Genomic DNA, 26,589 nt, shown 5'->3' on the forward strand with positions numbered 1-26,589 from the left:
CCTATGTGAGTGACCGATAGAAGTCGAGGTGCCTGCGTGCCGCGTCGTCCCACGTCAGGCTGCGCGCAAGGGCGCGACCGACATCCGGATCGTGGCCATGATCGATCGCATCCGCCAGTCCCGACGCCATGTCCTGTGGGCTTGTCGCGTACGTGACGGCGTCTCCGAACACCTCACGCAGTACGGGCAGATCCCGCGCGACGACGGGTGTACCCGCCGCGAGCGCTTCCATCGCGGCAAGACCGAAGCCTTCTTTCGTCGAGAAGAACGGAAGAACGCTCGCCTGCGCGACCAGGTGCGGCAGTTCCCCGTCGTCGACGACACCGAGCACTACCGGTTGGATGCCCAGTTCCACTGCCCGCGACTCGAATTCGCGCCGGTAGTCCCGGTAGTCGAACAGCGTTTCCCCGCCCGCGAACACGAGCGAGAGCTCCGGCCTGTTCAGCAACGAGAATGCTTCGAGCACGTCCAGTGACCCTTTTCGAGGCTCGATGCCGCCCACCGCCAGAACGTACTTCCCGAGCTTGTGCTGCCATCCTGTTCCCCTCGATCGCGCTGCGGCGTCGAATCGGTGCGCATCCACTCCGTTCGGAATCACTGTGGGTGCAAAACCCCAGCCGGCTCGTACCTCTTCGGCAACGGCGGCCGATACACAGATCCGCGCACAGGGCTCCGTGATCGCGCGCTCGTGGCACGCCGCCAGTGCGGGAGTCGTGAACGTGTCGAGGTGATGGATCGTACGGATGCACCGCCCCACGGCATTCGCCGAGATGCAGTCCTGCGCGTGGACGATGTCGTACTCCTCGCGCGAGAACGCCTGCCCCAGAACGTCGATCGATCGAAGAATCCGGTCTCCGACGCTTTCGTTCTCGCGTGCCTCGAACGGAACCATCCTGACCGTCACCGACGGGTCGACGGGACGGAAGAATGCCGCGTCTCCGCCTCTACCCAGCGACCACACGGTGACGTCCTCGCCGGCGCGGGCGAGCGCTTCGGCAAGATGAAGCGTGTGCACCACCCCGCCGCGCGGCTTGGACGAGTACGTCAGCAGTGCCACCTTCAACTGCCTGATCCTTTCTCGTCCAACAGATTCGGGTACGCGTCCACTCGCCTCTCCTCCAGGTGGTGCAGGCCCCGGCGCGCGCGGTCGATCTCGGCGTCGACGTCGATGTCGACGACGGCGAGGCCTCCCTTGTCGCGTGTCTTGACGAGCACGTCGCCGCCGGGACCGACGATCTTGGCCTGTCCGAGGAATCGGAGCGAACCCATGACGCCGGTCTGGTTGGACGAGACCAGGACCACCTGGTTCTCCGCCGCGCGAGCGGCGTCGTACAGATCGAAGAGCCGGGACTGTCGATCGTTCGGCAGGCTCGACGCTCGATCGGTGACGCTCGCGGGCCACGCGGACAATGCGGCGATGATGCGAGCACCGTCCAACGCCAGCGTTCTGGCGGATTCCGGGAAGGTCTTGTCGTAGTCGATCAGCATGCCCATCCGACCGACAGGAGTGTCGAAGGCCGCGAATGTGTCCCCCGCAGCGTAGGCGAGCGACTCACCCAGCGGCTGATGCACTTTGCGGTGGCTGCCCAGCACACCATCGCCAGTAAGACACACCGCGGCGTTGTAGCGAAGCCCGCCGGCCAGCTCGGTGTACCCGACGCACACGGTGAGGTCCCCGGCCGCGGCCATGATGGCGGCGATCTCCGGTCCGTCGATGTCGAGTGTCGGAGGAAGCTCGGACACATCGGGATCACGGAGACTGTCGATGTACCCACCGAGGGAGGCGTCCGGCAGCACGAGAAGATCCAGGCCGTCTCGCTTGGCGCTGTCGACGATCGTGACGATCTTGGACACCGCGCGATCCACGTCTCGACCGAAATGTGCTGCCAGAGCGCCTATCCTGATGGGTGCCACGAAGCTACACCACTACCTTCTGCGGCTGAGCAGCACTGATTTCCAACCCGATCTGCTCGGCCAGGAACTCGGCGTCACGCGCAACGGACGCGAAGCGTCCCGAGCCCCACGTGTGCTGCCACGGCAACCCGAGGAAGTACAGACCCGTCACCGACGTGACACCGCGATTGTGCGTCGGGTGCCCTTCGCCGTCGAACGCACCGACCCTGAGCCACCGGTAGTCGGTACGGAAGCCGACGGACCAGACGACGCCCGTGATGTCGGTGTCCGCAAGATCGAGCTCCGTGATTTCCTGCTGCGGGCGCCACACCGCAACGTAGCGGGGCTCCTCGGGTGCACTGATGCCTTCCCGCTCGATGTAGGCGTCGATGTTGTCCTTGATCGACTCCGCGACGGCGTCGGCAGCGTCGAGCGAGGCTTCGAGCGTCGGCGCGAACTGGAGAATACCGTCGTCGACGCCGAGGAGCCTGCCGTACAGCTGCATACCCTCGGTCGCGAACGCGCGCAGGTCGATGTCACGACCACCGTCGCGTCCCGTCACGTAGTGGTTCGTGTTCTCGCGTTTTCCGACGCCACCGGGCTGGTCTTCGATGGACACATCGTAGACGCCCATGTCGTGCAACCAGGCGACACAGTCACGGCCGCGGTAGAACCGTGCGACGCGTGGAGCGGTCCCCGCGACCAAGTGCACCCGCCTGCCGTCCAGGTGCAGGTCTTCGGCGATCTGCGCACCCGATTGTCCGGTGCCCACCACCAGTACGTCACCGTCCGGGAACTGGTGAGACCCGCGATACTCCGACGAGTGGATCTGCAGGATGTCGCTCGGCAGCTTTTCGGCGAAACGCGGGATCGTCGGAATGTGGTATCCGCCGACCGCGACGACGAGGTGGTCGGCGTGCATCGGCCCCGCGGTGGTCTCGAGATCGAACCCGCCTTCAGTGCCTTGGAGTGCATTCACCACCGAAACTTGTTCACGGACCGGTGCGTCGAAGCTGGCGGCGTACCGCCGAACGAAGTCGTACACCTCGTCGCGCTTCATGAAGCCGTCGGGATCTTCTCCGTCGTAGGAGAATCCGGGCAAGGCACACTGCCAGTTCGGCGTGACGAGCGTGAAGTTGTCCCAGCGGGAATCCTTCCACTCGTGTGCGATGGTCTCGGCTTCCAGTACGAAGTGTTCGATGCCGCGCCGAGTCAGATGCCAGCTGATCGACAGGCCGGCTTGGCCGCCACCGACAACGATCACGGAGTGATGTTCGCTCACAACAGTTCAGCTGCCGACATTCTCAGGACACGAACGACGCCCGAGGTGTATCCCGCGCCGACGTCGTGAATCTCTTCCATCTGCTGCGCGGCGGAGGTGCACCGCATTCCGAATTTCGCCAACACGCGATCGCTGGCCACTGTCAACGCTTCCGATGTCCGCTTCACGAACTCGGCCACCTCGTACTCCGTGCCCGGTTCGAGGTAGTCGTGCATCACCAGCGAGGGTGAATAGCAGGACTGTTCGCGTCCGTCGGGCCACTGCACGAGAAACTGCATCTCAGGCATGAACAGGCTCTTTCGTGATCGTCCTGTACACCGAGGGACGGCGGTCGCGCAGGTTGTACATTCCGCCTCCGCGAGCAGCGGCCATCAGGCCCTGGACATCTACCGTCGCCGTCGCCAAACCGGGTTCGACGCCAGTGCCCGCGAGAATTTCCCCTCCCGGCCCGACGATCTTCGCGCTGCAGACGAACCGCAGCGATCCGAAGGTTCCCGCTTGGTTGGCTGCAACCCACACCACCTGGTTCTCTAGTGCCCGCGCTCGGTCGTAGATGTCGAAGCGCTGCTTCCAGCGGTCGTCCTCCATGTTCTCCACAGTGGCGGTGCGAGCGGTCGGCCAGGCCGAGATGGACGTGATGATCTCCGCGCCGTCGAGTGCGAGTTCCCTTGCAGCTTCCGGGAATCCCTTGTCGTAGCAGATCTGCATGCCCATACGGCCGACCGGAGTATCGAACGCTGCGTAGCTGTCGCCCGCGTCGTAGCAAAGATTCTCGCCGAGTGGTTGATGCACCTTGCGGTACGAGCCGAGTATCCCGTCGCCGTGTAGCGTGACCGCCGCGTTGTATCGTGTGTCGCCGTCCTTCTCGCAGAATCCGAGTGTGATCACGGTGTCACCGGCCATGTCGATGACCCGCTTCAATTCGGGTCCGTCGAGTTCCAGTGCAGGAGGCAGGCTTTCGAGTCTGCGCTGTCGCGATTCCTCGGATTCGTCACCGCCACCCAGGGAAGGGAGGTACCCACCGAGGCAGGCTTCCGGTAGCACGAGCAGCTGACTTCCGCGGTTGCGTGCTTCTTCGAGCAATGCCGCGATGGTCTGGTATCCCTGTTCCATGTCGCGGCCGAATTCGGCGGCGGCCACGGAAATGGTCGTGTCGTTCATGCTTCTCCCAATCCGGTCACGGTGGACGTGACCGCTGAAGTGGTGATTCCGTCGGGCCATCGCAAAGCGACGCCCGGAATGTCGGTGAGCTGTCCGCATCGAGCGGATACTGCTGGTCCCGACGGTGCTGTGATGGCGTCGGGACGGTCCGCGGTGATCATCGCGAACCCTGGAAAACACGTGACCCATTCGCCCATGGTGGCGGCGTCGGGTTTGGGAATGGAGGCGACGTCGAGTACGGCGCCGGTTCCGCTTGCCTCGGCGAGCATTCCGGTGGTGCCGACGAGGCCGGCCATCGAGACGTCCTTCGCCGCTCGGGGCGCCGTCCGAGCAACGAACGATGCCATCTGCGTGAGCTCTTCCGAGTTTCGCCTTGACGACGAATCCCACTGCTGGCCTTGATAACCCCTTCGCCAGTTGCCTTCCACGTCTGCGGTGAGAGTCAGGACGTCTCCTGCGGACGCACCGCCGGCGCGAACAGGGTGCAGGGTACTTCCGAGTGCCGTGACCGACAGTGACGACGGCACCCCAACCTGAGTGTGACCACCGAGGACCGGTACTTGCCAGGCCTGCGACGCGCTGGCCAGACCTCGGACTATGCGCGTGAGCCTCGACTGTGTGGGGGCGCCGACCGAGTCCAGCATTCCCACGGCCCGGGCTCCCATTGCCGAGAGGTCGTTCAGGTTGACCAGCGCGGCACACCAGCCCGCCCACTCGGGATCGCGGTCGACCATGGAAGGAAGGATCGCATCACATGCTGCGATGATGTCGCTCCCTGGGACAGGAACTCCATCGTCGCCACGGAATCCCTTGGCGCCGAGACCGAGTGGCTGAGCGCGCAAGGGTGCGAGCACACCCGCGAGCATCGCCTTGGTCGACGACACGAGCCGCTCGATTCGATCGATCGGCCAGTACATGGTGACGTGCGGCGCCCCGTGCACGTCGAGGTCGGCGCGTCTGACCCATCCCAGCCTGGTGAAGAGCGTTTCGTTCTGTTTCTGCACGGTGGCGTCGAACCGCAGAACGCCATGGCTTTCGGCGTGCGCGCACGCAGCCCGCACCAATGCCGGACCGACCCCTGACGTGCGCGCCGCCGACGAGACCACCAGCCGACTCCCGGCCCACCACCCCAGATCGGTCGATGTGCAGGGAGCCAACCGAACACCGCCCAGCACGCTGCCGTCGGATGCAGTGGCGACGAGCACCACCGCGCGCGGGTCGTCATCGACATCGTCGTGATCGGATCCGGCGAACAGTCCTTGCTCTCGGACGAAGATGTCGCGTCTCAATCGGCGGTAGGTGCCGAGCTGCGAAGCGCTCGAACACGGTTGGATCAAGAAGTGCGAATCGGCCTCGGTAGGTACCGTTCCCGACAGACCGGCCAAGTCACTCGCATACATCAGCCACCCGCATTCTGCAGTACGCTGCATGCACCGCAGGCTGCACAACCGGCCTTCTGATCTGCGCCGAGCATCGACGCCGCTTGCAACTCCTTGGCGACCCGGCGCGTCACGTTCTCGAGAACGTCTCGGTTCGGCGCGACCGCATGATCCACATCGACAGCCAGCGTGCCGCCGAGCGGCCGAAACGGAACCACGAAGGGATAGACACCCATCTCGATGAGTTCGGCTGCACCCGAAACCAATTCGTCCGGGTCTTCACCGAGGCCGACGAGTATGTACGTCGAGACCTGATTGCGCCCGAAGACGCGAACCGCTTCCTTCCACGCTGCTCGGTACTCGTCCATCGACACCGAGGCCTTGCCCGGCATCCACTTCCGACGGACGTCGTCGTCGAGGGATTCGACGTGGATGCCGATGGATTCGGCACCGGCGTCGTACAGGTCGGTGATGGTCTGCAGGTCGCCGGGCGGTTCGCACTGCACCTGGATCGGCAGATCGGGAACCACTGCCTTGATGGCCTTCACGCACCGCGCGAGGTGCCGCGCACCACGATCCTTCGCCGCGGAGGTCCCCGTCGTCATCACCATCTGGGTGACACCGTCGAGTCGAACTGCCGCTTCGGCAACCTCGGCGAGCTGGGCCGGAGTCTTGACGGCGATCGTGTCGCCTGCCTCCAGCGATGCCTCGATCGAGCAGAACCGGCAGCGCTGGTCTGCGCCGTACCGGATACAGGTCTGCACGACCGTGGTTGCGAGAACACTGGATCCGTGGAGTTTGGCGATCTTCTCGTAGGCGATTCCGTCGGCGGTCTCCAGGTCGTAGAACTTCGGCCGATCGATTGCTTGGACATCCAGTCCGATGTCTGATCCGTCGAACAGGATTCTTCCCTCTTCGAGAACAAATGGACTCAACGGATTACGGGGGATGGCTGCGCCGAGGCCATCGATTCGGACATGCCCGTCGTCACTGGGCCCGGCGCCGGCCGTTCTGTTGACCGGTGGCGTTCCTCGAACTCCGAGCAACGCCAGGTCCACACGCGTCGTGACTGTCTTCATCGGGTCACTCCTGCAGGCTCCGCTCCCAGCGACATGGGATTCTCCCTAGACCATGTAGGTCGAGTTGATGATGGCGCCCTTGCGTGCGTAGTGAATGAGGGCGTCCTGCACGTCGAGGGGATGCGCCGGGATGACGCCCTCGATCAGGTCCTCCTCACGGCCACCGTGCAGCGCGAGGCCGAAGCGGCAGCAGAACACCGTGCCGCCCTCGGCGATGAACGTCGCGAGCGAGTCGTTGATGTTCTGCTCACCCGGGAAGCCTGAGTCGCCGGTCGTCGGGAAGCCCCGTGTTGCAAGGCAATTGATAGCACCAGGACCGTAGAAGTACATGGCCGACTCGAAGCCTTTGCGCAGTGCCCGTGTTGCCTGCAGCACGGCAACGAAACTGACCGAGGACTCGTGGGCGATACCGTGGACGAGCGTGAAGTAGCTTTCGCCGTTCTCGGCCTTGTAGTCGGGAAAGATCTTGGTGGAACCGTAGATGTTGCTGCCCTTGGGAAGCGAGGGGTGCGGGATCTCCGAGAGTGACTTGGCGATGTTCTCGGCGATGGCGTTGTCGATATCGGACACGTAGTGCTCCTGGGATGAGAGGTTGTCGATCAGCGGATGACTGAGAACGGGGTGGGCAATCGTTGGCCACCGGTGGAGAGAAGAATCGAAGCCGGAGATGCTCTTCGGCCATGAGACAAGTACAAGCCCCATCCATTTCCGGATGGTCACGCCTGGAATAACGGACTGTTTCGAAGGGCTCACATCGAGGCACCTGCGCGGACCGATACTCTTGAGTCCTACTGACCACCCGCACCACTGCCTAGTTCGAACGAGGAAACGATGATCGGCGCCGTCACAGGCTTGCTGTACGTGATGTCCCTGATCGTCGGCGTGTGGGTTCTGGTCAAACTCGTCATGGGAAGCCCGGTACTTCTGAAGTACCGATCCAATCGGGCGCTGTTCTGGACGATCGCCGCGACCGAGGCCGTCGTGCTCGCTCAAGCAGTCATCGGATTCGTCATGATGTTCACCAGCGACCGCGAGATTCACCGCCTCACGTTCGGCTCGTACCTCGTGGGGCTCCTGCTGCTGTTGCCGATCGGTACCTGGTGGTCGCTCGGCGATCGCTCACGCGGCGGTACCGCAGTACTGCTCGTCGCCGTCGTCACGCTCGCAGCCATGGTGCTGCGCCTCAGCCAGATATGGGCCGGATATGCCTGATACCTCGTCACCCCGGGACAACCTGCAGCAGGCGACACGCACCGGATTCGGCCGATTCCTGATCGCGGTCTACGCGGTGTTCGCCGTGGCTGCAACGTCTCGATCGATCGTGCAGCTGACGACGCGGTTCGACGTCGCACCGTTCGCGTACATCCTGTCGGCCGTCGCTGCGGTGGTCTACATCGTCGCAACGGTCGGGCTCGCTCGTGCCACCGAAGCATCACGCAAGGTGGTGACGGTCTCGTGCATCATCGAACTCGTCGGCGTCCTCGCGATCGGTGCCCTCAGCTACATCCAGCCCGACGACTTCCCCGACGCAACGGTCTGGTCGCACTTCGGCCAGGGATACGTCTTCATCCCCGTCGTACTTCCCATCGCCGGACTGTGGTGGCTGCGTCGCACCCGGCAGCCGCGCACTCCGCAGTAGTTCCGGAGTCGCAGTAGTCCCGGAGTCGCAGTAGTCCCGGAGTTGCAGAAGTCCCGGAGTTCTCTACTTCAGCGCCGCGAGGTTGGCGACGGATTTCTTCACGTCCGAGTCGAGTGCTCTGGCGACGACTTTTCCGACAGGACCGAAGAGGACGCCGCCGCCGAATTCCGCGTCGAGGGTCAGTTCGGAACCGCCGGGGCTTTCACGAACGTGAATCGTCAGCGAGATCCTGACGCCGCCCTTTCCGCTGCCGGACATCTCGATGAGCTCGGGCTCCTTGTACTCGGTGAACGTCCACCGGATCGTGTTCTTGAAGCCTTTGACCTTCACCAGGGACTCGACTTCGGTGCCCTTGGACAGCGTTTTCGGCGGCGGGCTGCACCATCCTCCGTGGATGGTCATCCACTCGTCGAACCTGTTCAGGGCCGACGCCTTGTCCCACGCGCCCTGCGGGTTCTCGGGCATCTGCACGGTCACACTGATCGTCGCCATACCTTTCATCATGTCCCACGTCGGCGACGGCCAAACTATGGTGGCGATCATGGCGACGCTCGACATCGCAGGTCGGAAGGTCTCGGTGACCAACCTGGACAAGGTGTTGTTCCCCGAGACGGGGACCACCAAGAGCCAGGTCATCGAGTACTACACGACCATTGCGCCTGCGATGCTTCCTCACCTGGCCGGTCGGGCCGTGACTCGGAAGCGGTGGCCGAACGGTGTGGAGCAGTCGTCGTTCTTCGAGAAGAATCTTGCGTCGTCGGCGCCGGAATGGCTGGATCGCCGGGACATGCAGCACTCCGATCGGGTGGTGACGTATCCGTTGTTCTCCACCACGGCGGATCTGGCGTGGCTGGGGCAGCAAGCTGCCATCGAGGCCCATGTCCCGCAGTGGCGGTTCGACGGCAATCAGCCCGGACCGGCGACGCGCATGGTGTTCGATCTGGATCCCGGGGACGACGTCGACTTGTCCCGTTGCGCCGAGGTGGCGTGCGAAATACGCGATCTGATTGCCGAGATCGGTTTCTCGGCGTTTCCGGTCACGAGCGGCAGCAAAGGCATCCACCTCTACGTGCCGCTGGAGAAGCCGCTCACGACGTCGGGGGCGTCGACCGTCGCCAAGCGTGTGGCGACGTTGCTCGAGGAACGGTCCCCGGACCGCATCACGGCGACGATGGCCAAGGCCAAACGAACCGGGCGAGTGTTCGTCGACTGGTCGCAGAACAACGGTAAGAAGACGACCGTCGCGCCGTACTCGATGCGCGGCAGATCTCAGCCGACGGTCGCCGCACCACGATCCTGGGACGAGCTGGAATCGTCCGGTCTGCACCAGCTTCGGTTCGAGGAAGTACTGCGCAGATATCACGACGACGGCGATCTACTTGCCGGCCTGGACCCACCGCTGGAGGTCCGCGAGCCGGACAAGCTCACCAAGTACCGCAGCATGCGCAGCGCGTCGAAGACGCCGGAACCAGTCCCCGAGCCTCGCGGCGCTACCCCTGAACACGAACACGAACACGGAAACGACGACACGTTCGTCATCCAGGAACACCATGCGAGACGCCTGCACTACGACTTCCGTCTCGAGCACGACGGCGTCCTGGTCTCGTGGGCCGTGCCCAAGAACATTCCCGACGACCCGGCCCAGAACCGCCTCGCCGTGCACACCGAGGATCACCCACTCGAGTACGCAGGATTCGAAGGCACCATCCCCAAGGGCGAGTACGGGGGCGGCGAGGTGACCATCTGGGATTCGGGAACCTACGAGCTCGAGAAGTGGCGCGACGACGAGGTCATCGTCGTTCTGAAAGGCGCTCGGGCACAGGGCCGTTTCGCGTTGATTCGCACCAAGGGCAACCAGTGGCTCATGCACCTGATGAAGGACAAGGACGCACCCGAGTTGCCGAAGAGCATTCAACCGATGCTGGCGACGGCAGGCGACGTGACCGATCTGCCCGACGGCGAGTGGGCGTTCGAGGGCAAGTGGGACGGCTTCAGAGTCATCGCGCGGATGTCCCACGGCGAGATGAAACTGGAGTCTCGGACCGGGAAGGATCTGACCGAGCGGTTCCGAGCCTTCTCGGCACTGGCCGCGGATCTCGCGGATCACGAGGCCGTGCTCGACGGCGAGGCCGTCGTGTTCGACGCCGACGGATCCACGAGTTTCGAGCTACTGCAATCGAGTTCCGGTTCCGACGTGAAGTTCGTCGCGTTCGATCTGCTGCACCTCGATGGCACATCGCTGGTGAAGAAGAAATACTCGGATCGACGCAAGCTGCTCGAGCTCCTCACGACCGGCCTGGATTCGGTCCTGGTGCCCGAGGCGCTGACGGGCACGGCAGAAGAAGCGCTCGCCACCAGCGTCGAGCGTGGATGGGAGGGCGTCGTCGCCAAACGCGTCGACTCCGTCTACCAGCCCGGGCGGCGCGCGCACACCTGGATCAAGACGAAGAACTGGCGAACACAAGAAGTCGTCGTAGGTGGGTGGCGACGCGGGAAAGGCAGGCGCGGCGGCGGTCTGGGCTCTCTGCTGGTCGGCATTCCCGGCCCGAACGGCCTCAGATATCTGGGACGGGTCGGAACAGGGTTCAGCGACTCGGCACTCGACGCACTGGCCGCGCTGCTTGTGCCTCTCGAGTCGAACGAGTCGCCGTTCGAGGAGCGGCTGCCGACCGCCGACCGGAAAGATGCGGTATGGGTCACACCGTCACTTGTCGGCGAGGTTCGTTTCTACGAATGGACGGACTCCATGCACCTCAGGCACCCGAGCTGGCGTGGTCTTCGTGACGACAAACAGCCGGCAGACGTCATTCTCGAGAACGATCCCTAGCCGACTGGTCAGTTTGTCGACGCGTGCCATAAAATCTCGTAGTCTCCGGTGATCTCTGCCGGGGGCAGCGTAACGAGTGAGTTGCTTTTTCCTATATCGCGTTCGGTGGGGTAGAGGGACAACACATTCGCTCGAGTAATCAGAGCTTTCGGGAGGGAACCCAACGTCATGCGCGCACTCAAACTGGTCGGGGCTGCCAGTATCACGGCAGTGGCGATCGCCTGTTCTGTGGCGGTCGGAGCAGGGACAGCGACCGCGAATCCTGTGGAGCCGACGCCGATCTCCGACGTCTTCTATGCGCCCGTGCCGGACCTGGAGGCCAAGAATCCAGGCGACATAATCTCCAGTCGACCGATGCCGCCTCCGGCAGGTTTCTTCGACACCGACGTGTGGCAGATCAGGTTCCGGTCGACCAACTCTGCGGGCGACCCCATTGCTGCCGTGACGACGGTCTTCTCTCCACGGAACAAGGTTCCGAACGGGCCGCTGCTGTCCTACCAGCACATCATCAACGCACTCGGTTTGCAGTGCGCACCGTCCCAGGCGCTGTGGACGCAGGATCCCAACCTGATGATCCGTGAGGCTCCTGCCCTGAACGTCGCACTGCAGCGCGGCTGGACCATCAACATGGCCGACCATCTCGGACCGAACAGTGCGTACGGCGCTGCCAAAATGGGCGGGCAGATCGTTCTCGACAGCATTCGTGCCACCCAGCGTTTCGATCCGCTACAGGTTCAGCAGAGCCCGGTTGCGCTCGCTGGTTACTCGGGCGGCGGCATGGCCACCGCATGGGCTGCGGCATTGCAGAACGACTACGCACCCGAGCTGAACATCGTCGGAAGCGCTGCGGGCGGCGCACCGATGAACCTCGAGCGCATGGCACGCGACCTCGGCTTCAACCCGCACCCGGTGTTCGGACTCGCATTCGCGGCGGCTATCGGTCTCGAGCGTGAGTACCCGACGCGAATCCCGATCAGCGAGCAGCTCAACCCGCTCGGTCAGCAGATGGCAGCGCAGCTGCAGAATGCGTGCACCAACGACATCATCGCCGTCGGTGCGGGCAAGAGTGCGATGCAGGTGGCCAACTCCATCGACCTGATCGACAGTCCCGAGATGGTCGCCGCCGTCAACGAGAACAGCGTCGAGCTCTACCCCGGTGTCCCCAAGGCCCCGTACTTCGAGTGGCACAGCCCGACGGACGCGCTCATTCCGGTCTCGGCCATCGACAACACGGTCGGCCGCTACTGCGCAGCGGGCGTTCCGGTCACCGAAGTGCTCGTTCCCAGCAACGATCACCTCACGGCTGCAGTTCTCGGATTGCCGCAGGCGCTGGAATGGATCGACGCACGCTTCAACGGCGTCCCGGCTCCCAGCAACTGCTGACGACCGACCGAACCGGACCTTGAACGTTCGATCGGTTCAAGGTCCGGGAGTGGAGCGCGCGGAACGACCAACTGATTTTGTTAGCCTTACCTCGCACAGTGTTGTCGATGCGAGGAGTTACCCGTGCGTTCCAGTGTTCTGAAGCTAGCCGCAGGGGCGACCGCCATCGCCCTGGCCGCGGGGTGCTCGTCGGACGACAGCTCGTCGTCCACCACCGCGGAGTCCGGGGCCTTCCCCGTCACTCTGTCGCACGCCTTCGGCGAGACCACCATCGAGAGCGAGCCGTCGAACGTCGTCACGATCGGCTTCAACGAACAGGACTTCGTCCTGGCACTCGGCGTCAAGCCTGTCGCCACTCGCGGCAACCTCAGCTACGACTACCGCCAGCGGCCCTGGGCACAGGACGCACTCGGCGGCACCGAAATCCCCGAGGTCGGCAGTACCGAGCTCAACCTCGAGCAGATCGCTCAGGCGTCACCTGATCTGATCCTCGGGCCGTACTCCTTCATCGAGAAGGGCCAGTACGACCAGCTGTCCGAGATGGCCCCGACGATCGCCGACATCGGCGGATACGACGACGTGCCTGCCGCAACCTGGCAGCAAGAATTCGAGGTCATCGGAAAGGCGCTCGGCAAGGAACAGGAAACCGCGGACAGGACCGCCGAGCTCGAACAGAAATTCCAGTCGGCACAGGACGCGAATCCGCAGTTCGCAGGCAAGAAATTGGCGCTGACCTTCGTCATGGAGGACGGCAGCTACATGATCCTCGGCGCCGACGACATCCGTGCACTGTTCTTCCAGGACCTGGGCTTCGACATTCCCGACACCACCGAGATCATCAGCGTGGAAGGACTCACCCAGCTCGACGCAGACGTCATGGTCGTCGCGGGGCAGAGCCGCGAACAGCTCACCGCAAATCCGCTGATCGCGCAGCTGCCCATCGTCGCCGAAGACCGAACCGCCTACATCGGATCGTTCGATCAGGACCTTCCGTCGGCTCTCGGGTACTCGAGCCCGCTCTCGCTCGACTACGCGATCGACGGCTTCACCCCGATGCTCGCCGCCGCTGCGGACAACGACCCAGCAACGGTCGTGCCCGCCCCGGCAGAGTGATCACGATCCACTGGTAGCGAATTGAGTTCGATGGAGCTCCTCGTAGCGGCCGCCCGCTGCGAGGAGCTCGTCGTGTGTTCCCCGCTCGACGATCGATCCCGCCTCCACCACCAGGATGGCGTCCGCCGCTCGAATGGTCGAGAGCCGGTGCGCAATCACGACAGATGTTCTGCCCGCAAGTGCCTCGGACAGCGCGGCCTGTACCGCTGATTCCGACGTCGAATCCAACGACGCCGTCGCCTCGTCCAGAATCACGATCCGTGGCCGAGCAATCAGCAGCCGAGCGATGGTCAACCTCTGCCTCTCACCTCCGGACAACCGGTAACCGCGCTCTCCGACGACGGTGTCCAGCCCGTCGGGCAGAGATTTCACCAGATCTTCGAGCCGTGCCCGACGCAACGCGTCCCAGACCTCGTCGTCGGTGGCCGTCGGCCGCGGCAGAAGAACGTTGGACCTGATCGTGTCGTGGAAGAGATGCCCGTCCTGCGTCACCATCCCGACGGCACCCCTGATCGAATCCGCTTTCAGATCACGAACATCCCTGCCGCCCAACAGGATGGACCCACTGTCGACGTCGTACAACCGAGCGATGAGCTGCGCGACGGTGGACTTGCCCGCGCCTGACGTACCGACGAGGGCAATCATCTGGCCCGGTTCGGCGACGAACGAGATGCCGTGCAGCACTTCGTCGCCACCACGAGAATCGAGCGTCGCCACTTCCTCCAACGAGGCGACAGACACCTTGTCCGCCGACGGGTAGGCGAACCTGACGTCGCGTAGTTCGACGGCAGCGGGCCCGTCGGGGACGTCCACGGCGTCGGGACTGTCCTCGATGAGCGGTACGAGGTCGAGGACCTCGAAGACACGCTCGAAGCTGACGAGAGCACTCATCACCTCGACGCGTGCGCTGGCCAGCTCTGTCAGCGGTGAGTAGAGCCTGGTCAGCAGAAGAGACAGTGACACAACCGATCCTGGATCCAATTGTCCGCGGAGGGCGTAGAAACCACCGAGACCGTAGACGACGGCGAGCGCGAGCGCCGACACCAGCGTCAACGCGGTGACGAACACCGTCTGCACCATGGCGCTCCGAACCCCGATGTCTCGGACCCGAGCTGCGCGTACAGCGAACTCGCGCGACTCGAAGTCCGGTTGACCGAACAGCTTGACCAGAGTCGCACCCGGCGCGGAGAACCGTTCCGTCATCTGCGTACTCATCGCCGAATCGTGTTCGGCAGCTTCACGTTGCAGTCTCGCGAGTCGTCTGCCCATCCGGCTGGCAGGTATCACGAAGACGGGAAGGATGATCAACGCGAGCAACGTGATCTGCCAGGAGATCCCGATCATCACGACGAGCGTCAGGATCAGCGTGACGAGGTTGCTGACGACGCCCGAGAGCGTGTCGCTGAAGGCGCGTTGCGCTCCGATCACGTCGTTGTTCAACCGGCTCACGAGAGCGCCGGTGCGCGTTCGGGTGAAGAACGCGATCGGCATCCGCTGAACGTGGTCGAACACCGCGGTACGCAGATCCAGAATCAGCGCCTCGCCCAGGCTCGACGACAGCCACCGGTTCACCAAGCCGAACGCCGCGTCGACGACGGCGATCAGTGCGATCGCCACCGACAGCCACAACACGACGTCGAACGAGTCGCCGTCGACGATGGCATTGACGACGCGTCCCGCGAGTACCGGCGTCGCGACCGCCAGAACGGCGAGCACGACGCTCAGAACGACGAACCCGATCAGTTTGTTGCGGTGCGGCTCGGCGAACCTCAGGATCCGCCGAGCCGTGACCGACGAGAACTGCGTGCTCTGCTCGGACGCATGCATCGTCCGATACAGCTGATTCCAGGCCGTGACTTCCATGCTCATACCGGCAACGCTAGAACCTCGACGTAGGTAGAGGTCAAGGAACGCGCCACATCACGCCACTGCGGACACAACGGCCTCCTCCAAGGCGAGAGCGACTATGTCCGCGACATCGGTCATCGGACGCACGTCGAGGGCGCCCAGCACCTCGGCCGGCACGTCGTCCAGATCCGGTTCGTTCCTGGCGGGAACGAAGACGGTCTTCAGACCTGCCCGTTGCGCGGCCAGCAACTTCTGTTTGACGCCGCCGATCGGCAGGACCCGACCGTTCAGCGTGACTTCGCCGGTCATGCCCACGTCCGACCGCACCGGCCGTCCCGTCGCCATCGACACCAGTGCCGTCACCATCGTGACGCCTGCCGACGGACCGTCCTTGGGTACGGCACCTGCCGGTACGTGGACGTGGATGCTGCGGTCCAACGCCTGCGGATCGATGCCGAATCGTGCCGCGTGAGATCGCACGTAGGACAGGGCTATCTGCGCCGATTCCTTCATGACGTCACCCAGTTGCCCCGTCAGCGCAAGCCCGGGCTTGCCCTCCGTCGAGGATGCCTCGATGAACAGCACGTCGCCTCCGAGTCCCGTCACGGCGAGACCGGTTGCCACACCGGGCACTTCGGTTCTCTCGTGAACGTCGGGAGTGAAACGCGGTCGGCCGAGGTAGTCGGCGAGTCCCGCCTCGTCGATACGGACCGTCGCCTTTCCCCCTGCCAGCGCCGTCGCCGACTTCCGCAGAGCCTTGGCGAGCAGACGCTCGAACTGACGCACACCTGGTTCACGGGTGTAGTCGGCGGCGATCTTTCGCAACGCATCGTCGGTGACGACGACTTCGTCGGACGTGAGCGCAGAACGTTCCAACTGACGCGGCAGCAGATAGTTCCGCGCGATCACGACCTTGTCGTCCTCGGTGTACCCGTCGATGGTGACGAGCTCCATGCGGTCGAGCAGCGGCCCCGGAATCTGTTCGACCACATTGGCTGTCGCCAGGAACACGACGTCGGAGAGGTCGAGATCGAGGTCCAGGTAGTGATCCCGGAAAGTGTGATTCTGCGCCGGATCGAGAACTTCGAGCAGAGCGGCACTGGGATCGCCGCGGTAGTCGGAACCGACCTTGTCGATCTCGTCGAGCAGCACCACGGGGTTCATCGAACCCGCCTCACCGATGGCGCGGACGATCCGTCCGGGCAACGCACCCACGTAGGTGCGCCGGTGCCCGCGAATCTCCGCTTCGTCTCGAACGCCACCGAGTGCGACACGAACGAACTTGCGGCCCAACGCACGCGCCACGGATTCGCCCAGCGACGTCTTACCGACTCCGGGCGGCCCCGCGAGCACCATGACCGCACCCGATCCGCGTCCACCGACGAGGCCCATGCCGCGCTCTGTCCGACGCGCCCGCACCGCGAGATACTCGACGATACGATCCTTCACGTCGTCCAGGCCATGGTGGTCCGCATCGAGAATCGCTCGCGCCGAATCGATGTCGGTCGTGTCGGTTGTGGTCACCGACCACGGCAGGTCCAGGACGGTATCGAGCCACGTCCTGATCCAGCCGGACTCGGGGCTCTGATCACTCGCGCGTTCGAGCCTTCCGACCTCACGAAGTGCGGCCTCACGCACTGTATCCGGGAGATCGGCGGATTCGACGCGTCCGCGGTAGTCGTCGGCGCCGTCGGGTTCGTCCTCGCCGAGCTCCTTGCGGATCGCGGCGAGTTGCTGCCGAAGCAGAAACTCCTTCTGGGTCTTCTCCATGCCGTCGCGCACGTCGTTCGAGATCTTGTCGTTGACCTCGACCTCCGCGAGATGGGACCGGGTCCACTCGATCAGCAGCGTCAGACGATCGTGCACGGACGGGGTCTCGAGCAGCTGCCGCTTCTGCACATCGGTCAGGTACGACGCGTAACCTGCGGTGTCGGCGATCGCGCCGGGATCGGTGAGCTTGTTGACCGAGTCGATGACCTGCCACGCGTCGCGGCGCTGCAACATCGCGACGACGAGCTGCTTGTACTCGGTTGCCAGCGTTCGGGCGCTCTCGGCAGTTCCACCACCAGCGTCGACGGCAGACTCGTCGACGAGTTCGGCCTCGACCCACAGGGCAGCACCGGGCCCGCTGACACCGTGACCGATGTGAGCGCGGCGCTCGGCCTTGACGACTGCGGCGGGCTCTCCGGTTGCGAGCCGTCCCATCTGCACGATGGATGCGACCACGCCGTACGCCGCGTATCGGTCCTCGAGCCGGGGCGCAACGAGCAAGGTTCCGTCGTTGGACGCCTGTGCCGCGTCCACGGCAGCGCGCGCAGCCTCGTCGAGTTCGACGGGGACGACCATCCCGGGCAGAACCACGGGGTCGGTCAGAAAGAGAACAGGTAGGCGGATGGGTTCGGGCATTACGGCACCTCCGGTCGGTTGAGCTATGTGGACTCAACTTCACGTGCGCTCCGGGTGTTCCCCGTGGTGAGCGTGTTCTCCGTCGGCAGAATCATCCTCGGCGACTGCGCCCGACGACCGCTGTCCCGTCCAGTTCCTCGGATCTGACGATCTCCGCGTCGAATCCCGCCGCGTCGACGAGCGCCGCCGTGTCCTGCGCTTGCCGGACGCTGGTTTCGACCACGATGCGGCCCGCTGGAGCAAGCCATTCCCTCGCCCCGTCGGCCACTCGCCGTTGGAGGTCGAGGCCGTCGATACCGCCGTCGAGAGCATTTCTGGGCTCATGGTCCCTCGCCTCGGACGGCATGGAACCGATGGCGTCGGTCGGAACGTACGGGGCATTGGCGACCACGACGTCGACGGTCCCCCGAAGGTGTGGTGGCAGAGCGCTGTACATGTCCCCCTCGTAGACGTGACCGCCGACGGGTTCCAGATTCCGACGCGCACAGCGAACTGCGGCAGGTGCGATGTCGGAGGCATGCAGCGCCACCCCGGGCCGCTCGTGTGCGATCGCGGCGGCGACTGCCCCGGAACCACAACAGATGTCGAGCACCACCGAGGGCTCCGCATCGACCGCGGCGTGAACGAGCAGCTCGGTTCTGCGACGCGGCACGAACACGCCGGGCGCTACCGACACCCGCAGACCCGCGAACTCTGCCCAACCGAGAAGTTGTTCCAGGGGCATGCCGTCGACTCTCTGTGCGACAGCGGTTTCAAGCGCGTTCACACCGAACGCATCGACGAGTAGCCGAGCCTCGATTTCCGCGAACACGCAGCCCGCGGCGCGCAACATCCGAACGATCTCGTCGAGGGAAGGCGCGGACATCGGACCTGAGATCAGCCGAGGGGCGTGAGGCGGTAGTGCAGCCGGACAGCGGTCACGTTCCACAGTTTCAGCACGTGATCGGTCCGCAGCACCCCCTCCTCGTCGACGTAGACATGGAAGACCTCGTGGATAGGCGCTCTGGCCGCGTACCAAGCACCTTTGTCCAACACGACCGTGTAGGCGCCGTCCGCCCCGAACTTGCCCGACGGGGACGTCAGAATCAGCGAACCATGTGGACCGACAGTCGGTTTCAGGAAGACCTGCACGTTACCGTCCTCCAACGGGAAGGTGACGTGGACGCTCGGACTCGAAGCCGAGGGCAGGGTCGTGGCGCGGTAGTAACCGCTGTACATGTAGTCGCCGGTCTTCCGCAGAGTTCGCAACCAGGCTGAGCCGGCGTGCCGGCCGTCGGCGTCGACGATCTCCGTGACCTCACTGTCCACACCGTGCGCCACCGCCAGCGGCTGCACCGGAAGAGCAAGCTGCTGCACACGTTTGCCGTACATCGCTTCGATGGCCGCACCGGGTAGCCCGAAGCCCGTCGTCCACTGCGTCCACGCATCCATGCGCCAACGAGCAGTGTGCTCGTAGAACTCGCGAATGCGCGGATCGATCGCGCTCGGGTCGAACTGCGGACCGGCCAGCGCGTCGAAGCTGTGCAGCAACCCGTCCGACGAGGAACCGGGTACGACGCGCCCACCGATGCGCTCCGCCTCCTGCTGCAGCCACCTGTCCCGAACGACGCCCGGACCCGATACCGGCCCCCGCAACCACGACTGGTCGCCGTCGAGGTCGACCCGTCGGCCGACCGTCTTCCACCCCAGCCTCGACGCCTTGTCCGCCAGCGACCACGCCCCCATGCTCACCATGCACCCCAGCGTCTCACACGGGCACCTCAGGAGCGACCACTGCGACTACAGGCAGCCGGAATCAGGATCGGGTTCTACAAATCCACAGGTGCATCTGCTGACGAAACCCGCCTGGCGAATCCAGGGACAGCAGAGGCACTTCTGGGGGTGATACCTACCAACGATGGATACCGAACCGATGTCCACTCCGGATTGGGCCAAATACTGGTGACAGCCAACATTGCGAACCAAGTCAGCCCCGCCGGCGGGACGTTCTACCGTGCGCCCGCATCAGGCTAGGCCGTGATCGTCGGCTCGCGTGGACGCACGTCGGATAATTTCATCCGTCTATTCCTGCAGCCGCGGAGCGGTCCGAAATTCCACCCCCGAATGACGGCGATCGCCTCCGTACTCCCAGCGAATGGTCCGTTCGGGGCCATCTCGACGAGGCCTCACGCTGATTCCGCGATAGTCGTAACCGTCCTGTCTCACCTGTTCCCACTCGAAATCCACGGTCTCCCCCACGACCGCGTCAACACTGGAACCGGTGATATGAATGGACTCGTTCTCGCGCGCAGGAGGCAGCGCGATGGCCCACAGCATGCTGACGTGAACCCAGCAGCCGCCGGGAGTGTCCAGGGAGGCGAGAACGCCCCATCCTTCGTCGGCATACCACTCCCTGACAACGCCTGTACTGGTCATCGCCTCAGGTTAGCCAGGTTGCGGGAGCCATACCGGAGCAGACGACCCGACCACACCGATGCGGGGCCGAGAAAGAAGATTAAGAGAGGCATCGTCGGCCTTGCGTTCGAACATATGTTCGATTACTCTAGGTGGCATGGCACAGCCGGGGGGCTCCACGCAGGTTCGATCCGATGCAGACAGTGCGGCATCGCGGTCACTGACGCGCCTGTCGGATGGACGGCGGGCAGAGAACCGAGCGTCGGCAGTGGTGATTCACGAGTTGCAGGATCTCTACGAGATACGACTGTGCGCAGAGATGGACGTCCATGCGCTGGGGGCCGAGCACGGCAGTGAGGAACCGAACGTCGATCGCGCCCGACACACAGTCGAATACGAAGCAGCAGTGTCCATGTCGACGACACGAACTGTTGCGCGCCAGATGATCGTTGTCGCCAACCATCTGTTCTGGCGTCTGCCGGCAATCGATGCCGCCTTCACGGCCGGGGACCTCGACTACGGCCGTGTCCGAACGGTAGTTCTGACCCTGCTCCGCGCCAGCGACGAGACTGTGTCAGCTCTGGAGGCAGACATTCTCGCCGCTGCACAGCGATGTGCTCCGAAAGCGCTGCGGGAGAACATCTGGCGCCGCTGGTTCCAATACGACCCTGACGAGGCCGCGGCTGCACAGAAAGCTGCGCTCGCCGAAGAACGATGCGCCGAGATTCGCCGCAACGACTCCGGCATCGCCACCCTGGTGTCCAAGATGAGCGTGCTCGAGGGCGCTGAATGCGACGCCCTCCTCGACGAGTACGTAGCCACCGTTTGCCCGAAAGATCCACGAACCAAGAGAGAACTACGCGGACACGCCCTGCTTGCGTTGATCCACCGAGAAGATGCGCTCCAATGCCGTTGCGGGAGCCAGCAATGCCCGTTTCGGGGAGTCGATGCCAAGAACCCCAACCGGCGACCACACCTGCTGAACATTCACATCGACATCGAAACCCTGCTCGGACTGAACGAAGAGCCGGCAACACTGTCCGACGGCACAGTTCTGGACGCGGAAACCGTCCGACTCCTCGCCACCGACTCTCGCTGGCAGGTCCTGCTCACCGAAACCCTGACCGCCGCACGCGAACGTCGCGGCCTCGACATCGATGGCGCGACTGACGATCTCGGTAACAACGACGGTCTCGGTGACAACGACGGCCTCGGTGACAACGATGGTCTCGGTAACAACGACGGCCTCGGTGACAACGACGGTCTCGGTAACAACGATGGTGGTACCGAGCCTCCTGCTACACCGAATTCCAGACCACCGGAGCAAGATCCAGTACGGCGCAGTCGACGGAGGGCTGCTCGTGCTCGGCGGGTTGTCGCGCGCGGCCGAACACGTCCTGCAGCGCCTCTGCCGACTCCTACGCAGCGGGCGAAGGAGAACCCGCATGCGTCGGCGATCGGGGAAGAAGCAGCGCTGTCCGCGGCGATTGCTGCGTTCATGGACGCTGTTGCACTCGACCCGTCGCTCGCCGAGGGCCTGCACCCCGACGGACATGGAGGATTCTGCACGCCTCCGCCCGGAGCTCTCACCTACCGGCCGAGCGCCGCTCTGGTCGCGCTGGTTCGCGCGAGCTATCACACCTGCACGTTCCCCAACTGTGGGGTACCGGCTGCCCGTTGCGACATCGACCACATCGTTCCGTTCGATCATCGAGATCCGATGTCCGGAGGCTGGACCGTTCTCGGAAATCTGCATCCACTGTGCCCGTACCACCATCAGGCCAAGACTCTGAGACTGTGGGCGTGCACCAAGCTCGCCGGGGACGGAATCTATTGGCGCTCAGGGGCTGGGCTGCAGCACATAACCCCACCCGCGTTCGGAACAGTCGACATCCCCGGGGACTTCGTCCACGTCCGTCCATTCCGCATGCCGTCCGAACCGACGTCGAGGGGCGCATCCCGTCGATCCGACACCCGCAACAACATCGACCGCCACGACGACTTACCCGACCCGCCGGACGAACTGTACGAACCCACGTGGTGGGAAGCCAACATCACGGATGAGGACTGCCAACTCTGGAGGCTCCTGAATCCGCGCACCGACGGCGGCGCACCAAGTCTGGCGGACATCGCGAGACTCGACGATCCGCAGCGCCGAGCCGACGCGATGTACCTCCGCGAGAAGTTCCTCGAGCATCGCGCCGTGGTCGCCGAACGCGAGAAGCACCGGCCACCGCCGTTCTGAGCAGAAGGGCTCAGGAGTGGGGCCCGCGCAATGACTCAGTCTAAAGTTCGAGCCCGAGGCCTTCCGCTTCCAATGCTGCCTTCACAATGCTCAGCGCTTTGGGCCCGACGCCGTGGAGCTGTGCGAGCTCCGATTCCGACTGCCCGGCCAACGCCTCCAGCGATGTGAAACCGGCGGCGAAGAATGCGCCTGCTGCGGGGCGTCCGGTGCCTGCGGGGAAGTGGTCGATCGGCTCATTCATGGCCACATCCTAAACTCGCCGGTAACCTGGTCGGGTGCCTGACAACAAACAGCGACGCGTCATTCTCACCGGCGGAAACACCGGAATCGGTTACTTCACCGCGCTCCAGTTGGTGAAGCAAGGCGACCACGTGACCTTGGCCTGCCGCAACCTGGACAAGGCCAAGACAGCGGCGGACAAGATTGCCGCAGAAACCAACAGCACCGGCGGCGTCGTGGACACTGCCGAACTCGATCTGGCCGATCTGAGCTCGGTGCGTGATTTCGCGGCGTCGGCTCCTGACCGCGTCGACGTCCTCATCAACAACGCAGGCGTCATGATGCCTGCGACGCGGCGCGAGACCGTCGACGGCTTCGAACTTCAATTCGGCACCAACCACCTCGGCCACTTCGCGTTGACCGGCCACCTGCTTCCGAAGCTCCGCGCGTCGGACAAGGCCACCGTCGTCACCGTCTCCTCGGTCGCCCACAAGCAAGCACCGAAACTGGATTTCGACGATCTGCAGGCCACGCGCGGGTACAACCCGCAGCGGGGTTACGCCAACTCCAAGTTGTCGAATCTGCTGTTCGCACTGGAACTTCAGCGCCGTCTCGATGCCGCGAAGATCGACATCACGAGCAACGCCGCCCACCCCGGCATTTCGTCGACCGAGTTGTACTCGAGTCCCGACGGCCTGGGAAGTTCCAAGATTGCGTCCCTCGTCGCGGCCGTCGGGCTGCCGATCATCTCGCAGTCCGCAAAAGCCGGCGCACTTCCTACCCTCCACGCACTCGAGAAGGGTGGACCGGGGTCGTACACAGGCCCGAAGTGGTTGTTCGAGTCCCGTGGCGCTCCCGCACCGGCAAAGCTCTCCGGCAAGGCCAAAGACCGCCAGCTCGCCGAAAAGCTCTGGGAAGCTAGTGAACGACTCACCGGAGTCGTATACGACCTCGGCTGACGCACCGACGTGCGGGTCAGCCGCCTACCTTGACCGGAGCGGGTAGCGGCATACCCCTGTCGCTCAGCACCGCGCGCAACCGGTCCGGGTAATCGGTGATGATCCCGTCGACTCCCATGTCCAGCAAGACGTTCATGGTCTCGGGGTCGTCGACTGTCCACGGAATGACCTGAATTCCAGCGGCATGGGCGTCGTCGATCATCTTCTGGGTCACGTACAGCTCGAAGTCCGGGTCACTTACCTTGCCGCTCTGTGGATTTCCCTGAACCGGCGAGAATCCGGACGCGCCGAACGAGCGGATTGCGGCAATCGGGTCACCGTCGAAATCGTCGATATCCAAGCCACCGAGCCACGGCGATCTCCCGGACTGACCGATCTGCAGAAAGTCACCGTTCGTCAAAGCGACGGTCGGTAGCGCAGGTTCCACTTCCCGGACCCGCTGCAGCGCGCCCCAGTCGAAGCTCTGGATCGTCACTCTGTCGAGCATCCCAGCGGCCCGGATGGTGCCGAGAACGGTGTCGACGAACTGCTCACGAGGTGCCGTCTCCGTCGGGCTTGCCGCTTCGACCTTGGTTTCGACATTCAGTTTGATCCCGGGGGCACTGGCGGCAAGTTCGAGAACGTCGGCCAACGTCGGCATCCGCGCACCCGGCACCGTTCGTTGCTCCGGATAGTCCGCCAGCTGCAACGTCCCACAGTCCAGGCTCCGAATCTGCGCCAGAGTCAACGTGTTCACGTACTTGCCGACGTAGGGGAACTCGGGATCCTGCTCGACGACAGGTGCCGTGTCCAGACATTTCTTCGACGAGACCTGCCGATCATGGGTGACGACGGCAATCCCGTCCTCGGTGATCTGCGTGTCCAGTTCCAGCGTGGTCACGCCGAGCTCCAGTGCAGTGGTGAACGATTCGAGGGTGCTCTCGGAGACGAGGCCGAGTCCACCCCGGTGCGCCTGTAGATCGAACTCGCCGTTCGACGACTGAGGTCGAGGGTCCGGCGACCGGTCCGCTTCGGCCGACGAACATGCAGTGAAGGTGACCGCTGCCAGCATGGACAGTGCGACCACGGTTAGGGCGAGCGTGGCACCTGGTAGTCGTCGCATGACATTCGACGCTAGGGGTGAGAAGCGTCGACTTCGTGAACTAGAGCTTCCCCGCACCCTTCAGGTAAGTGACTACAGGCGCACGGAACACCTCCGCGCGTGCGGCGCGAGACCCGAGAGCCACCGTCACCAATCCCTCGCACAACGCGATGTAGCCGGCACCGACGTCGGTATCACCGAACAGTTCGACGGCACCAGGCCCCGAGAACAGGCTGCCCGCCAGCGCGGCGCGGTCGGCGTCGGACACCGTCGGGTCGAGCATCAGCACGTGGCGGGCGCGTAGTTGGGCGGCCCGCTCCGTGACGAGATGGTCCAGATACCGCACCGTCACCTCCACCGGATCACCCTCGACGGTCGACATCTGGGTGAACTCGGCTCGCGACGTGTCGGTTATCCGGGCGATCACGGCAGCGAACAGATCGGCTTTCGATCGGAAGTAGTACGACGTCGATCCGGCCGGCAGCGCCATCGCGTCGTCGAGCTTGCGGTGGGTCAGTGCCCGGAGTCCCGAGTCGGCGATAACGTCGATCGCCGCGTCCGCAATCGCGGATCTTCTGTCCATGGCATCGATCGTACCGCGAAACCCTCTACATATGTAGAGTTCCCTTCATGAGGCCACCGGTATCCCGTGATGCGTTCGCTGCCGACTTCGAGCTGGACCCGTCCCAGCGATCCGCCGTGGACATTCTCACCCGAGCCGAGGAACTCGGCCTGTACCTCTGGGGACCCGTCGGACGCGGAAAGACCTGGCTGTTGGACAAGTACTTCGACGCCGCACCGGAGCCGAAGAAACGTTTTCACTTCCACACCTTCTTCCGCGACCTGCACGCGTCGTACTTCGTTCATCGTTTTCAGCTCGAACCGACGCTCGACGCGTTACTCGGCCGCACCCGATTGCTGTGCTTCGACGAATTCCACGTGCACGACATCGGCGACGCACGGCTCATCGCCAGGATGCTCGACGCCCTCGTGACCCAAGGCGTCGCCCTTGTCGCGACGTCCAACTACCCACCCGACGGCTTACTGCCCAACCCGTTGTTTCACGACGCCTTCGTCCCGACCATCGAGGTTCTGAAAGCGAATCTCCGAGTGGTGTGCGTCGACGGACCCGTGGACTACCGCACCCTCGGCGATGCCGTCCCGAAGAGTTCGGGATTCACAGCCGGAAGCTGGTCCATCACCGAATCTGCCGCAGGAGAATCCTTCGTGGACCTCTGCGAGGCCCCGAGGTCGACGGGCGATTACCTGGCCGTCGTCGATCGTCTCGACGCGGGCGCGGAGCTGACCATCACGCAGATTCCTGCACTGGCCGATGCGTCGGACGATGCTGTTCGGAGATTCTCGAACCTCGTGGACATCCTGTACGACGCGGACATCCGGACTCGATTTCAGGCGCGGGTCCCGCTGGAGAAGTTCGCCGACGGCCGACGGGAGACCTTCGGCTTGATCCCGTCGGGGAGTATCGACCTGGAGAGAACGCTGAGCCGGTTGAGTCAGCTTCGGCATTCCGGAGCATCGAACGTTGCGGAGCCGAGAAGTAAGGGAGACGCCCACAGCTGACGGCGGTCGGGGGCGACAGCAGCCGCGGGCGTCTCATCCATCATTCGCCGCAGGTGAAAGGCTGGATGGGTCCGGATCGAAACTTTTTCGAAAGTTTTTC

At 64.1% G+C, this 26,589-nt stretch carries 25 protein-coding genes; 8 read left to right on the top strand and 17 right to left on the bottom strand.

Features of this window, described 5'->3' with window-relative positions:
* Position 1: 1 nt before the first annotated feature.
* Genes CH293_RS08760 through CH293_RS08795 form a run of 8 tightly spaced genes read right to left on the bottom strand, consistent with a single transcriptional unit; the run spans position 2 to position 7,364 of the window.
* Positions 2-1,063: an MSMEG_0565 family glycosyltransferase gene (locus tag CH293_RS08760; protein WP_094719982.1), complete on the bottom strand. Its 1,062-nt coding sequence runs from the start codon at positions 1,061-1,063 to the stop codon at positions 2-4.
* Positions 1,060-1,914 carry a carbon-nitrogen hydrolase family protein gene (locus CH293_RS08765; RefSeq protein WP_037109472.1) on the bottom strand — a complete coding sequence of 285 codons (855 nt, stop codon included), beginning with the start codon at positions 1,912-1,914 and terminating at the stop codon, positions 1,060-1,062. The genes CH293_RS08760 and CH293_RS08765 overlap by 4 nt, the downstream gene beginning before the upstream one ends.
* 4 nt (positions 1,915-1,918) lie before the next feature.
* Positions 1,919-3,175 (bottom strand): MSMEG_0569 family flavin-dependent oxidoreductase, encoded by a 1,257-nt coding sequence (locus CH293_RS08770; protein ID WP_094719983.1) that lies wholly within the window; start codon positions 3,173-3,175, stop codon positions 1,919-1,921.
* Positions 3,172-3,462 carry an MSMEG_0570 family nitrogen starvation response protein gene (locus CH293_RS08775; RefSeq protein WP_094719984.1) on the bottom strand — a complete coding sequence of 97 codons (291 nt, stop codon included), beginning with the start codon at positions 3,460-3,462 and terminating at the stop codon, positions 3,172-3,174. Before CH293_RS08775 ends, CH293_RS08770 begins: the two co-directional genes overlap by 4 nt.
* Positions 3,455-4,336: a carbon-nitrogen hydrolase family protein gene (locus CH293_RS08780; RefSeq protein ID WP_094719985.1), complete on the bottom strand. Its 882-nt coding sequence runs from the start codon at positions 4,334-4,336 to the stop codon at positions 3,455-3,457. The genes CH293_RS08775 and CH293_RS08780 overlap by 8 nt, the downstream gene beginning before the upstream one ends.
* Positions 4,333-5,736: an MSMEG_0567/sll0787 family protein gene (locus CH293_RS08785; RefSeq protein WP_176459962.1), complete on the bottom strand. Its 1,404-nt coding sequence runs from the start codon at positions 5,734-5,736 to the stop codon at positions 4,333-4,335. Before CH293_RS08785 ends, CH293_RS08780 begins: the two co-directional genes overlap by 4 nt.
* The gene (locus tag CH293_RS08790; protein WP_094719986.1) at positions 5,736-6,794 is read right to left on the bottom strand and encodes an MSMEG_0568 family radical SAM protein; all 1,059 of its coding nucleotides are present in this window, start codon (positions 6,792-6,794) and stop codon (positions 5,736-5,738) included. Before CH293_RS08790 ends, CH293_RS08785 begins: the two co-directional genes overlap by 1 nt.
* Before the next feature lie 45 nt (positions 6,795-6,839).
* On the bottom strand, positions 6,840-7,364 hold the full coding sequence (locus CH293_RS08795) for an MSMEG_0572/Sll0783 family nitrogen starvation response protein (RefSeq protein WP_026348108.1): 525 nt from the start codon (positions 7,362-7,364) through the stop codon (positions 6,840-6,842).
* Between the two features lie 261 nt (positions 7,365-7,625).
* On the opposite strand from CH293_RS08795, the gene CH293_RS08800 reads away from it, so the two are divergent.
* Together CH293_RS08800 and CH293_RS08805 are read left to right on the top strand one after the other, a co-directional pair.
* Positions 7,626-8,006: a hypothetical protein gene (locus CH293_RS08800; protein WP_037109486.1), complete on the top strand. Its 381-nt coding sequence runs from the start codon at positions 7,626-7,628 to the stop codon at positions 8,004-8,006.
* Positions 7,999-8,433, top strand: coding sequence for a hypothetical protein (locus tag CH293_RS08805; RefSeq protein ID WP_019666934.1), 435 nt, complete (start codon positions 7,999-8,001; stop codon positions 8,431-8,433). The genes CH293_RS08800 and CH293_RS08805 overlap by 8 nt, the downstream gene beginning before the upstream one ends.
* Positions 8,434-8,496: 63 nt before the next feature.
* Here the strand turns inward: CH293_RS08805 and CH293_RS08810 are convergent, their stop codons facing one another.
* Positions 8,497-8,925 carry an SRPBCC family protein gene (locus CH293_RS08810; RefSeq protein ID WP_176459950.1) on the bottom strand — a complete coding sequence of 143 codons (429 nt, stop codon included), beginning with the start codon at positions 8,923-8,925 and terminating at the stop codon, positions 8,497-8,499.
* Between the two features lie 49 nt (positions 8,926-8,974).
* Between CH293_RS08810 and CH293_RS08815 the strand changes: the two genes are divergently transcribed.
* The 3 genes from CH293_RS08815 to CH293_RS08825 all read left to right on the top strand — a co-directional run bounded on the left by CH293_RS08815 (position 8,975) and on the right by CH293_RS08825 (position 13,756).
* Entirely contained in the window at positions 8,975-11,260 is a 2,286-nt protein-coding gene (locus CH293_RS08815) for an ATP-dependent DNA ligase (RefSeq protein ID WP_094720097.1), read from the top strand.
* 168 nt (positions 11,261-11,428) lie between these two features.
* On the top strand, positions 11,429-12,643 hold the full coding sequence (locus CH293_RS08820; RefSeq protein ID WP_037109488.1) for a lipase family protein: 1,215 nt from the start codon (positions 11,429-11,431) through the stop codon (positions 12,641-12,643).
* Between the two features lie 123 nt (positions 12,644-12,766).
* Positions 12,767-13,756 (top strand): ABC transporter substrate-binding protein, encoded by a 990-nt coding sequence (locus CH293_RS08825; protein ID WP_094719988.1) that lies wholly within the window; start codon positions 12,767-12,769, stop codon positions 13,754-13,756.
* Here the strand turns inward: CH293_RS08825 and CH293_RS08830 are convergent, their stop codons facing one another.
* From CH293_RS08830 to CH293_RS08850, 5 genes are all read right to left on the bottom strand, one after another.
* Positions 13,757-15,625, bottom strand: coding sequence for an ABC transporter ATP-binding protein (locus CH293_RS08830; RefSeq protein WP_094719989.1), 1,869 nt, complete (start codon positions 15,623-15,625; stop codon positions 13,757-13,759).
* Between the two features lie 51 nt (positions 15,626-15,676).
* Entirely contained in the window at positions 15,677-18,010 is a 2,334-nt protein-coding gene (gene lon, locus CH293_RS08835; RefSeq protein WP_094719990.1) for an endopeptidase La, read from the bottom strand.
* Positions 18,011-18,101: 91 nt separating this feature from the next.
* Positions 18,102-18,875, bottom strand: coding sequence for a putative protein N(5)-glutamine methyltransferase (locus CH293_RS08840; RefSeq protein WP_094719991.1), 774 nt, complete (start codon positions 18,873-18,875; stop codon positions 18,102-18,104).
* An 11-nt stretch (positions 18,876-18,886) separates the two neighbouring features.
* The gene (locus CH293_RS08845; RefSeq protein ID WP_094719992.1) at positions 18,887-19,744 is read right to left on the bottom strand and encodes a hypothetical protein; all 858 of its coding nucleotides are present in this window, start codon (positions 19,742-19,744) and stop codon (positions 18,887-18,889) included.
* 327 nt (positions 19,745-20,071) lie between these two features.
* A complete protein-coding gene (locus CH293_RS08850) occupies positions 20,072-20,425 on the bottom strand; it encodes a hypothetical protein (RefSeq protein WP_094719993.1) in 354 nt (117 codons plus the stop codon).
* 136 nt (positions 20,426-20,561) lie between these two features.
* On the opposite strand from CH293_RS08850, the gene CH293_RS08855 reads away from it, so the two are divergent.
* Entirely contained in the window at positions 20,562-22,649 is a 2,088-nt protein-coding gene (locus CH293_RS08855; RefSeq protein WP_094719994.1) for an HNH endonuclease signature motif containing protein, read from the top strand.
* 40 nt (positions 22,650-22,689) lie between these two features.
* Here the strand turns inward: CH293_RS08855 and CH293_RS08860 are convergent, their stop codons facing one another.
* Positions 22,690-22,890 carry a DNA-binding protein gene (locus CH293_RS08860; protein ID WP_037109510.1) on the bottom strand — a complete coding sequence of 67 codons (201 nt, stop codon included), beginning with the start codon at positions 22,888-22,890 and terminating at the stop codon, positions 22,690-22,692.
* A gap of 34 nt (positions 22,891-22,924) precedes the next feature.
* Here CH293_RS08860 and CH293_RS08865 point away from each other — a divergent pair, with 34 nt between their 5' ends.
* The gene (locus CH293_RS08865; protein ID WP_019666946.1) at positions 22,925-23,827 is read left to right on the top strand and encodes an oxidoreductase; all 903 of its coding nucleotides are present in this window, start codon (positions 22,925-22,927) and stop codon (positions 23,825-23,827) included.
* 16 nt (positions 23,828-23,843) lie between these two features.
* On the opposite strand, the gene CH293_RS08870 is transcribed toward CH293_RS08865, so the two are convergent.
* Both CH293_RS08870 and CH293_RS08875 read right to left on the bottom strand, forming a co-directional pair.
* Positions 23,844-24,929: a glycerophosphodiester phosphodiesterase family protein gene (locus CH293_RS08870; RefSeq protein ID WP_094719995.1), complete on the bottom strand. Its 1,086-nt coding sequence runs from the start codon at positions 24,927-24,929 to the stop codon at positions 23,844-23,846.
* A gap of 40 nt (positions 24,930-24,969) precedes the next feature.
* The gene (locus CH293_RS08875; RefSeq protein WP_094719996.1) at positions 24,970-25,491 is read right to left on the bottom strand and encodes a TetR/AcrR family transcriptional regulator; all 522 of its coding nucleotides are present in this window, start codon (positions 25,489-25,491) and stop codon (positions 24,970-24,972) included.
* 47 nt (positions 25,492-25,538) lie between these two features.
* Between CH293_RS08875 and zapE the strand changes: the two genes are divergently transcribed.
* The gene (zapE, locus tag CH293_RS08880; protein WP_255122772.1) at positions 25,539-26,489 is read left to right on the top strand and encodes a cell division protein ZapE; all 951 of its coding nucleotides are present in this window, start codon (positions 25,539-25,541) and stop codon (positions 26,487-26,489) included.
* Positions 26,490-26,589 lie beyond the last annotated feature (100 nt).

Source organism: Rhodococcus sp. 14-2470-1b, from assembly GCF_002259415.1.
GTDB lineage: Bacteria > Actinomycetota > Actinomycetes > Mycobacteriales > Mycobacteriaceae > Rhodococcoides.